This is a genomic window from Amycolatopsis keratiniphila subsp. keratiniphila (genome assembly GCF_001620365.2).
GTDB lineage: Bacteria > Actinomycetota > Actinomycetes > Mycobacteriales > Pseudonocardiaceae > Amycolatopsis > Amycolatopsis keratiniphila.
The window spans coordinates 110,670-120,213 of sequence record NZ_LQMT02000012.1 but is presented as its reverse complement, the minus strand read 5'-3'; the positions used below and the strand labels follow the sequence as shown (position 1 = coordinate 120,213).

Here is a 9,544-nt window from a genome sequence, read left to right as displayed (position 1 = left end):
CGGCCTTGTCACCCTCGGCGGGCTTCTCGGCGGCGTCCTCGTCCTTGACCACGATCAGGCTGATCTTGCCGCGGTTGTCGATGTCGGCGATCTCGACGCGGAGCTTGTCGCCCACGTTGACCACGTCCTCGACCTTGGCGATCCGCTTGCCGTTGCCCAGCTTCGAGATGTGCACCAGGCCGTCCTTGCCCGGCAGCAGCGAGACGAACGCGCCGAACGCGGCCGTCTTCACCACGGTGCCGAGGAAGCGCTCGCCGACCTTGGGCAGCTGCGGGTTGGCGATGGCGTTGATCTTGTCGATCGCCGCCTCCGCCGACGGGCCGTCGGCCGCGCCCACGTAGATCGTGCCGTCGTCCTCGATGGAGATGTCGGCGCCGGTCTCCTCGGTGATCGAGTTGATCATCTTGCCCTTCGGGCCGATGACCTCGCCGATCTTGTCCACCGGGATCTTCACGCTGGTGACGCGCGGCGCGTACGGGCTCATCTCGTCCGGGCCGTCGATCGCCTCGGCGATGACCTCCAGGATGGTGAGGCGAGCGTCCTTCGCCTGCTTCAGCGCGGCCGCGAGGACCTCCGACGGGATGCCGTCGAGCTTCGTGTCGAGCTGCAGCGCGGTGATGATGTCCTTGGTGCCGGCGACCTTGAAGTCCATGTCGCCCATGGCGTCTTCGGCGCCCAGGATGTCGGTCAGCGCGACGTAGCGGGTCTCGCCGTCGACCTCGTCGGAGATGAGGCCCATGGCGATACCGGCGACCGGCGCCTTCAGCGGGACACCCGCGTTCAGCAGGCCCATGGTCGAGGCGCAGACCGAGCCCATCGAGGTGGAGCCGTTGGAGCCCAGCGCCTCGGAGACCTGGCGGATCGCGTACGGGAACTCGTCCCGCTTCGGCAGCACCGGGACCAGGGCGCGCTCGGCGAGCATGCCGTGACCGATCTCGCGCCGCTTCGGCGAACCGACGCGGCCGGTCTCGCCGGTGGAGAACGGCGGGAAGTTGTAGTGGTGCAGGTACCGCTTCGTGGTCTCCGGGGAGAGCGAGTCGATCTGCTGCTCCATGCGGAGCATGTTCAGCGTGGTGACGCCCAGGATCTGGGTCTCACCGCGCTCGAACAGCGCCGAACCGTGCGCCCGCGGGATCACGGCGACCTCGGCGGCGAGCGAGCGGATGTCGGTCAGGCCGCGGCCGTCCATGCGGATCTTGTCCGTGAGGACGCGCTTGCGCATGATCTTCTTCGACAGGGCCTTGAACGCCGCGCCGATCTCCTTCTCACGGCCCTGGAAGGCTTCGCCCTCGCCCAGGCCGATCTTCTCCAGCACCGCGGCCTTGACCTGGTCGGTCGCGTTGTCGCGGTCCTGCTTGCCCGCGATGGTCAGTGCGTTCGCGAGGTCGTCGGTCGCGATGGCGGCGACGGCGTCGTACGCGTCCTGCTCGTAGGCGAGGAAGACCGGGAACTCACCGGTCGGCTTGGCGGCGAGCTCGGCCAGCTGCTGCTGGGCCTCGCACAGCACCTTGATGAACGGCTTCGCGGCCTCGAGGCCCTCGGCGACGGCGATCTCGTCCGGCGCCTTGCCACCGGCGGCGATCAGGTCGAGCGTCTGCTCGGTGCCCTCGGCCTCGACCATCATGATGGCGACGTCGTCACCGACGATGCGGCCGGCGACCACCATGTTGAAGGTGGCCTCTTCCAGCTGCTTCCAGGTCGGGAACGCGACCCACTGGCCCTCGATCAGCGCGACGCGGACGCCGCCGACCGGGCCCGAGAACGGCAGGCCGGCGATCTGCGTCGAGGCCGAGGCCGCGTTGATCGCGAGCACGTCGTACGGGTCCTCGGGGTTGAGGCTCTGGACGGTGATGACGACCTGGATCTCGTTGCGGAGACCGTCGGCGAACGACGGGCGCAGCGGCCGGTCGATCAGGCGGCAGGTCAGGATCGCGTCGGTCGACGGGCGGCCCTCGCGGCGGAAGAACGCGCCGGGGATGCGTCCGGCGGCGTACATCCGCTCCTCGACGTCCACGGTCAGCGGGAAGAAGTCGAAGTGGTCCTTCGGGTGCTTCGACGCGGTGGTCGCCGAGAGCAGCATGGTCTCTTCGTCGAGGTACGCGACGACGGCGCCGGCGGCCTGACGGGCCAGGCGGCCGGTCTCGAAGCGGACGGTGCGGGTGCCGAAACGGCCGTTGTCGATCACGGCTTCGGTTTCGTGCACGGTGACTCCGGTGGAGTCGGTCATAGGGTGTATCTCCTCTTTTGATCCTCTGTAACGGCGCGAGTCTCCCACCCTGGGACCTGTTTCGCCTGCGGACGCTCGAGGAGTGAGGCCGGTCTTCGATCGAAGCCCCCGGGCCGTTGCCCGGAAGCCACTACCGAGGACCGGCGGACGGTACCTCGTGCGCGCTCGCGCCGCGTGTTTCTGTGTACTTGGACCGAGGGGGAGCGACCGATGTGGTCACTCCCCCTCGGGTTCAAGCTATCGGCGCAGGCCGAGACGCTGGATCAGCGCACGGTAACGCTCGATGTCCACCTTCATCACGTAGTTCAGCAGCCGGCGGCGGCGGCCGACCAGCAGCAGAAGCCCGCGACGGGAGTGGTGGTCGTGCTTGTGAGCCTTGAGGTGCTCGGTGAGGCCGACGATGCGCTTGGTCAGCAGCGCGACCTGGGCCTCCGGGGATCCGGTGTCCGAGTCGTGCACGCCGTACTCGGCAAGGATCGACTTCTTTTCTTCGGTGGACAAAGCCACAGTGGTGCTCCTAGATACTCTGTGCCGTGCGGCCCGGACGATGCTTCACGCCGGGTGAGACGGTCACGGCCGCCACGGACTGCAGCCGGACCCGATCATCGAGGTTACCAGCCTCGTGATCAGCGGCTTCAGTCGCGGGCGTGGTTCAACGCGTACGACCGGATCACCCGGTAGCGCGAGACGCCCCGCTCACGGTCACTGCTCATCAGAACGGCCTCGGTCGCCGTCCAAGTCTCACTGGTGAACCCGGCCAGCCGCTCCTCCCACGCGCTCGCGGCGTCCGGCCGGTCGCGGGGGAAGCGGGCCAGTGTCAGGTGGGCCACGTACGGCCTGCCCTCACTCTCCGCGCCGGCCCGCAGGGCCAGCTCGTGGAGCCCGGTTCCGGACACACTCAACCACAGCACCCCGGGGAATGTCGCGGCCTTTTCCAGCCGGAGGTCGAGCGGGCCCGCGCCCGCCAGCCGCCCGGCGAGCCAGTCACCTCGTGCAGCCGGGTCGTCCGCGCCGTAGAAACCGAGGGTGATGTGCCAGTCCTCCCGCGGTGACCAGCGGAAACCTTCGCCGCCGGGAGTGCCCAGCGCCGCGGCGACCCGGTCGAGGACGCGATCCGGCGGGATCAGCGCGCTGAAGAGTGTCACGAACCGTTCTTGGCCGCCCGGCGCAGCAGATCCGCCAGCGACGGGAAATCGTCATCGAGCAGCTTCGCGGCTTCGGTGAGGTCTTCGTCCTCGCCGATGTCCCGCAGCGCCACGAGCACACCCTGGTCGTCGGCGACGGCGCCGACCGGGATGCTGTCCCGGCCCACCGTCGGCCGCGAGTCGCGGACGTCCTCCAGCGCCTCCTGCATGGCCTTGCGGTCCCCCGCGGCGACCGCGGGGACGAGCACCTTGCGCTCCAGCATGATCATCTTGGCGAGGACGACCGGGTTCCCGATCTTCGCGCGGCGCCCGCTCATCACCTGGCTGAGCATGGGCGCGCTGATGCCGAGGACCTCGGCGAGGAAGGCCTGGGAGATGTCGAAGGCGACGACCAGTCTCCGCACGCGATCGCCGAGCGGCTCCCCGTACCACTCCTTCTGCAGCGCGATGTTCCGCTGGACGATCTTGTGGTCCTCCACCTTGGTCCGCTCCCCTAACCCCATCGAACGCCACGCGCGCGGTCCGTGACATCTTGCCACCGGAACGCACCCTGGCGGGCATGTTTGCCGATTCTCGTCCGGCCGAGGCCGGGTCCGTCAGTCCTGCTCGCCGAGCAGTTCCCTGGTCCGGGCGACGTCCTCGTCGATCTGCTTCACCAGACCCTCCGACGTCGGGAAACGGACCTGATCCCGCAGCTTGGCGACGAAATCGAGCGCGACGTGCTGTCCGTAGAAATCCTCGTCGATGTCGAGGACGAAGGCCTCGACGGTGCGTTCCCGGCCGGAGAAGGTCGGGTTGGTCCCGACGGACACGGCGGCGCGCAGCCGGCTGCCGGAATCCGACGAACGGGTGAACCAGGCGCTGTAGACACCATCGGCGGGCACCGCGGCGAAACGCGGCGTCGACAGGTTCGCCGTCGGGTAGCCGAGGTCGTGCCCCCGGCCGTCGCCCCGGACGACGATGCCCTCCAGCCGGTGCGGCCTGCCGAGCGCCTCGGACGCCGCCACGACGTCCCCGGCGTCGATGCACGAGCGGACGTAGGTCGAGGAGAACGTGATGTCGTTGTCCGCCTGCTCCTGCGCGAGCAGGCCCTGCAGTTCCGCGCCCTGCGCCACGAACCCGAACCGCTTCCCCAGCGTGCGGAGCAGGCCGACGTCACCGGCCGCCTTCGCACCGAAGGTGAAGTTCTCCCCCACGATCACCGCGGCCGCGTGCAGTTTGTCCACCAGCACCTCGTGCACGAACTCGTGCGCCGTCAGCCGTGACAGCTCCAGGGTGAACGGCAGCACGCAGAAGACGTCCGCGCCCAGGCCCTCGACCAGTTCCGCCTTGCGGCGCAACGTGGTCAGCTGCGCGGGATGGCTGCCCGGCCGGATCACCTCCGACGGATGCGGGTCGAAGGTCAGCACCACGCTCGGCACGCCGCGTTCGGCGGCGGCGCGGACCGTCCTCGAGATCAGTTCCTGATGACCGCGGTGCACGCCGTCGAAGACGCCGATCGTCACCACGCACCGTCCCCAGCTCCCGGGGAGGTCACCCAAACCACGCCAACGCTGCACTTCTAGCCCCGTCTCCTCAGGCCCGCTCCGCGCACCAGCCTAGGCGGGCAGCAACACGACGACCGACCGGGCCAGTTCGCCTTCGTCCGCCGCGAGGGCGAGCACCCGGCCGTCCGGCCCGAACATCCCGTACGTGCCCTTCATCCCGGCCGCGGGCACCCTCTGTCCATATCGGACCGCCTGCGCCGTGCGAGCGTCCAGATCGCGGCGCGGGAACGCGGCGGCGACGGCGGCGTCGAGGTCCAGCGACAGCTCCGGCTTGTCTTCGAGCTGGTCGAGGGTGCGGGCCTTGGCGAGGGTGAACGGGCCGACCGTGGTGCGCCGCAACGCGAGCAGATGTCCACCGGCACCGAGCCCGGCGCCGAGGTCACGGGCCAGCGCCCGGACGTAGGTCCCCGACGAACATTCGACTATCGCGTCGAGTTCGATCCGGCCGGCCTCGCGGCGGGTGGCGAGCAGATCGAACCGGTGCACGGTGACCGGACGCGCCGGGATCACGACCTCTTCGCCCGCACGGACGCGGGCGTACGCGCGTTTGCCGTCGATCTTGACCGCGCTGACCGCGCTCGGCACCTGCTGGATGTCGCCGGTCAGCGCGGCGATCCCGGCGGCGATCGCTTCGTCGGTGATCTTCTCGACGACGTCCGGGGCGGCTTCGGCGATCGGTTCGCCTTCGGCGTCGTCGGTCGTGGTGGACAGTCCCAAGGAGAGGGTCGCGAGATAGGTCTTGCGGTCCAGGGCCAAGTGGCCGAGGAGTTTCGTCGCGCGTTCGATGCCGAGCACGAGGACGCCGGTGGCCATCGGGTCGAGGGTGCCGGCGTGCCCGACCTTGCGGGTGCCCATGAAACGGCGCGCCCTGGCGACGACGTCGTGGGAGGTCATTCCGGACGGTTTGTCGACGATGACGAGACCGGGCGGCGGGGCTGGACGTTTCTTGGCAGGAGCCTGATTGGGGCGCGACACGGGCCGAACCCTATCTTTCGGGCCTTCGCCTAGGACGAGACGGGCAGCGGCGCTTCGGCGTCCCAGCGGCGGCGCCGGATCTGCACCGGGATCGCCTCGCCACGGGCTTCGGCCTCGAACAGCAGAGCGCGGGTGCGCCGCCACCACACGAGCATCCGGAAGGTGCCGAACCCGAGCACCGCGATGACCGACAGCAGCGCCAGGCGGAACGTGCCGCCCGTCCACTCCAGCAGCACACCGACCGCGAGCGCCGAGATCGTCGTGGCCACGAAGCCGCCGACGTTCACCACCCCGGTCGCGGTGCCGACACGCGCGAGCGGGTTGTAGTCCCGTGCCAGCGCGAAACCGATCATCGACGCCGGGCCGCCGAGGGAAAGGAAGGCGAACACGGGGACCAGGACCGCGACGGGGATCGTGCCACCCCAGCCGAGCAGGACCGCCCACATCACCGCGGCGCCGCCGATGTACCCGCCGACGAGCGGCATCCGCAGCGAAGGGCGCCGTCCGATCAGCCCGCCGATCACCGGGCCGCCGAGCATCGAGCCGAACACGAACACGATCAGCAGCGAACTCGCGGTGGCCTTCGGATAGCCCTGCCCCTGCACCAGGAACGGGACACCCCACAGCATGGTCAGCACGTTGGGGGCGAACATCGTGCTGAAGTGGACCCAGAAACCCAGCCGGGTACCCGGGGTGCGCCACGCGGCGGCGACCTGGCGGCCCAGCAGCTTCGGGTGCACCCGTTCGCGCACGGGCGCCGGCCGGCCGGGCGGGGAGTCCTTGACGCGAAGGGCGACGACGGCGGCGTACAGCGCGGTCACCAGGCCGACGGCGAGGAACGTCGGGGTCCAGCCGGGACCGTCGAGCAGCAGGCCGAGCGGGACCGTCGCGGCGAGGTTGCCGACGTACCCGATGGCCCCGGTCAGTGCGGCGAGCAGGGCGTACTGGCGGCCGGGGAAATGCGCGGCGATCAGCCGCATGATGCTCACGAAGGTCAGGGCGTCGCCGAAGCCGACGACGGCGCGGGCGATCAGGCCGAGCGGGTAGGAGCCGGCGACCGCGAGCAGGATCTGGCCGAGGCCGAGGAAGAACACGGCGGCGGTGAGCACGCGGCGGGGGCCGTAGCGGTCGACGAGGACGCCGGTGGGGATCTGCATCGCGGCGTAGACGCCGACCTGCAGGACGGTGAACGTGCCGAGCGCGGCCGCCCCGACCCCGAACCGGTCGGCGGCCTGGAGCCCGGCGACGCCGAACGAGGTGCGGTGGAAGACGGCGAGGAGATAGACGGTGACGGCGGCGAACCAGATGAACCAGGACCGGCGGGTGGCTCGGCCTGTCACGGTGTTTCCTCCTCGGAACGGTTTCGGTCGGAAGACGCCCGCGCTGCCGCCTCATATAGTTGTAGCTCCTAAGCAACGGTGAAACATAGCCGTTACCCGGGTGCTTTTCGCCACAACGCCGCAGATCACCCGGCTGCCGGTATGGGGTTCACCGGGCCGCGTGGATGTCATGAAAGGGTCGTNNNGACCCTTTCATGACACTTGGACGAGACCGCCACCACCGCGTTTCGTCCTCTGGATGCGGTAGTTGCACGCGCAAGGACCGCATCCAGAGGACTAAACGCGGACGGCGCCTTCCACGGCCCACCGGCCCGAGCGCCACCGCACCAGCAGGGTCGCCAGCCGCAGCAGCATGAACAGCGAGAGCCCGGTCCAGATCCCGGCCAGCCCCCAGCCGAAGGCGAGCGAAAGCCAGATCAGCGGCAGGAACCCCACCGCCGCGCTCAGCAGGGTCGCGTTGCGCAGGAAGGCGGCGTCGCCCGCGCCGAGCAGGACACCGTCGAGCGCGAACACCACCCCGGCGATCGGTTGCAGCGCGACGAAGAACCACCAGGCGTGGGGGATCTGGCCGAGGACGGCCGCGTCCGAAGTGAACACTCGCGGCAGCACGCCTGCCACCGACGCGAACACGACGCCGAGGAAGCACCCGAACACCAGGCCGTAGCCGGTGATCTGGTTCGACACGCCGCGTGCCCGTTTGCTCGCCCCGGCGCCGAGCGCGGCGCCCACGAGCGACTGCGCGGCGATGGCGAGCGAGTCCAGCACCAGCGCGAGGAACGTCCAGAGCTGCAGTACGACCTGGTGCGCGCCGACGGCCTCGGTCGACGTCCGCGCGGCGACCGCGGCGGCGGACACGAAGCACGCCTGGAACGCGAGACTGCGCAGCACCAGATCGCGGCCGAGGCCGAGCTGGGCACGCATCACCTTCGGCTCCGGGCGCAGCGGGACCCGCTCCCGCACCAGGGCCGCGATGAACAGCGACGCCGAGATCACCTGCGCGACGACGTTCGCGATCGCCGAACCTTCCAGCCCCCAGTCCGCGCCGTACACCAGCACCGGGCACAGCACGGCCGAGATCCCGTTGCCCGCCAGCACATAGCGCAACGGTTTCGCGGAGTCCTGCACGCCGCGCATCCAGCCGTTGCCCGCCATCGTGATCAGGATGAACGGCGTGCCGAACAGCGCGATCCGCAGCCAGGAGACGGCGGCGTCGGTGATCGCGGCGTCCCCCGACAGGACGCGGGCGATCGGGGCGGCCAGCAACTGCCCGGCGACGATCACCACCAGCCCGACGATCACCGCCAGCCAGGTCGCCTGGACGCCTTCGCGCACGGCGTCGCCCCGGCGTCCGGCGCCATGCAGCCGCGCCGTCCGGGAAGTGGTGCCGTACGACAGGAACGTCAGCTGGCTCGAAACCTGCGACAGCACGACACCGCCGACGGCGAGGCCCGCCAGCGGCAGCGCGCCGAGATGCCCGACGACGGCCGTGTCCACCAGGACGTACAGCGGCTCGGCGGCGAGGACGCCGAGCGCGGGCACGGCGAGGCCTAGGACGCGTTTCGGCGGGACGCGCTCGTCGGGTTCGGAAGCTTCAGGCACCACCGCAGACTAGACGTCTGGTACGACAGTCCCAGTCGCCGGGAAACCCGCCGGGCCGAAGCGGGCGTGCTTCACCCCGGTGGTGAACGCCCAGTACCGGTCCCCGTAGGACCAGTGCCACCATTCGCTCGGGTAGTTGACGAATCCGGTCGCGGTCATCGCGTCGATGAGAGTTTCCCGGTTGGCCCGCGCTTCGGGATCGATCAGCGCGGACCCGGTGAAGCATTCCGTCCCGTACTCCGGCGGTGTCGCGTTCACGTCGGTCCCCATCGGCAGTTCGACGCCGTCGACGGTGCACAGCGTGAGGTCCACCGCTCCCCCGGCGACATGCGGCGCGACTTCCGGCGGCGAGACGTAGGTGGCGGCTTCGGCGGCCACCTGTGCGGACGGCCATTCCGGGTTGGCGCGCGCGATCCGGGCCATGCTGTCCTCGAAGTACCGCTCCTGCACCTCCCTCGGCCGGAAGCCCTCGACGACGAGCAGCCGGAGCCCGCGCGGGAGCTGGCATTGCGCCGCGACGAGCCGGTCGGCGACGCTGAGCCGCACGTGTGCGAAGGCACCCCGATCGTCGGCGAGCCTGGGGTCGATCCGGATGGCGCCGGTTTCCCGCAGGTCCACCAGGGGTTCCGCGCACTCCCGGACGGGCACGGCGGCGATGCGGGGATCCGACAACGACACGAACGAAGACATGGGCCCCACTGTCCACGAGCG

The 9,544-nt window shown here is 70.1% G+C and carries 9 protein-coding genes; all 9 read right to left on the bottom strand.

Translation table 11 applies throughout. From position 1 onward, the window contains the following. Window positions 1-2,227 (bottom strand): polyribonucleotide nucleotidyltransferase (locus tag AVR91_RS12190; protein WP_076857324.1); only part of this gene is annotated, 2,227 nt, incomplete at its 3' end. A 237-nt stretch (window positions 2,228-2,464) separates the two neighbouring features. Beyond that, entirely contained in the window at window positions 2,465-2,734 is a 270-nt protein-coding gene (gene rpsO, locus AVR91_RS12185) for a 30S ribosomal protein S15 (protein WP_003084034.1), read from the bottom strand. Window positions 2,735-2,862: 128 nt separating this feature from the next. Next, window positions 2,863-3,372 carry an RNA 2',3'-cyclic phosphodiesterase gene (gene thpR / locus AVR91_RS12180; RefSeq protein ID WP_063275668.1) on the bottom strand — a complete coding sequence of 170 codons (510 nt, stop codon included), beginning with the start codon at window positions 3,370-3,372 and terminating at the stop codon, window positions 2,863-2,865. Beyond that, window positions 3,369-3,851, bottom strand: coding sequence for a helix-turn-helix domain-containing protein (locus tag AVR91_RS12175; RefSeq protein WP_063275669.1), 483 nt, complete (start codon window positions 3,849-3,851; stop codon window positions 3,369-3,371). Before AVR91_RS12175 ends, thpR begins: the two co-directional genes overlap by 4 nt. 117 nt (window positions 3,852-3,968) lie before the next feature. After that, window positions 3,969-4,931, bottom strand: coding sequence for a bifunctional riboflavin kinase/FAD synthetase (locus AVR91_RS12170; RefSeq protein WP_076153369.1), 963 nt, complete (start codon window positions 4,929-4,931; stop codon window positions 3,969-3,971). Between the two features lie 39 nt (window positions 4,932-4,970). Continuing rightward, window positions 4,971-5,894 (bottom strand): tRNA pseudouridine(55) synthase TruB, encoded by a 924-nt coding sequence (gene truB, locus AVR91_RS12165; protein WP_076153370.1) that lies wholly within the window; start codon window positions 5,892-5,894, stop codon window positions 4,971-4,973. A gap of 29 nt (window positions 5,895-5,923) precedes the next feature. Next, window positions 5,924-7,234 carry an MFS transporter gene (locus AVR91_RS12160; protein WP_063275671.1) on the bottom strand — a complete coding sequence of 437 codons (1,311 nt, stop codon included), beginning with the start codon at window positions 7,232-7,234 and terminating at the stop codon, window positions 5,924-5,926. 276 nt (window positions 7,235-7,510) lie between these two features. Next, on the bottom strand, window positions 7,511-8,836 hold the full coding sequence (locus AVR91_RS12155; protein ID WP_063275672.1) for an MATE family efflux transporter: 1,326 nt from the start codon (window positions 8,834-8,836) through the stop codon (window positions 7,511-7,513). Window positions 8,837-8,842: 6 nt separating this feature from the next. Beyond that, on the bottom strand, window positions 8,843-9,523 hold the full coding sequence (locus AVR91_RS12150) for a M15 family metallopeptidase (RefSeq protein WP_063275673.1): 681 nt from the start codon (window positions 9,521-9,523) through the stop codon (window positions 8,843-8,845). Window positions 9,524-9,544: the final 21 nt, after the last annotated feature.

Coding starts and splice junctions, on each gene's coding strand:
- AVR91_RS12150 (WP_063275673.1), bottom strand. CDS start 9,523: ATGTCTTCGTTCGTGTCGTTGTCGGATCCCCGCATCGCCGCCGTGCCC.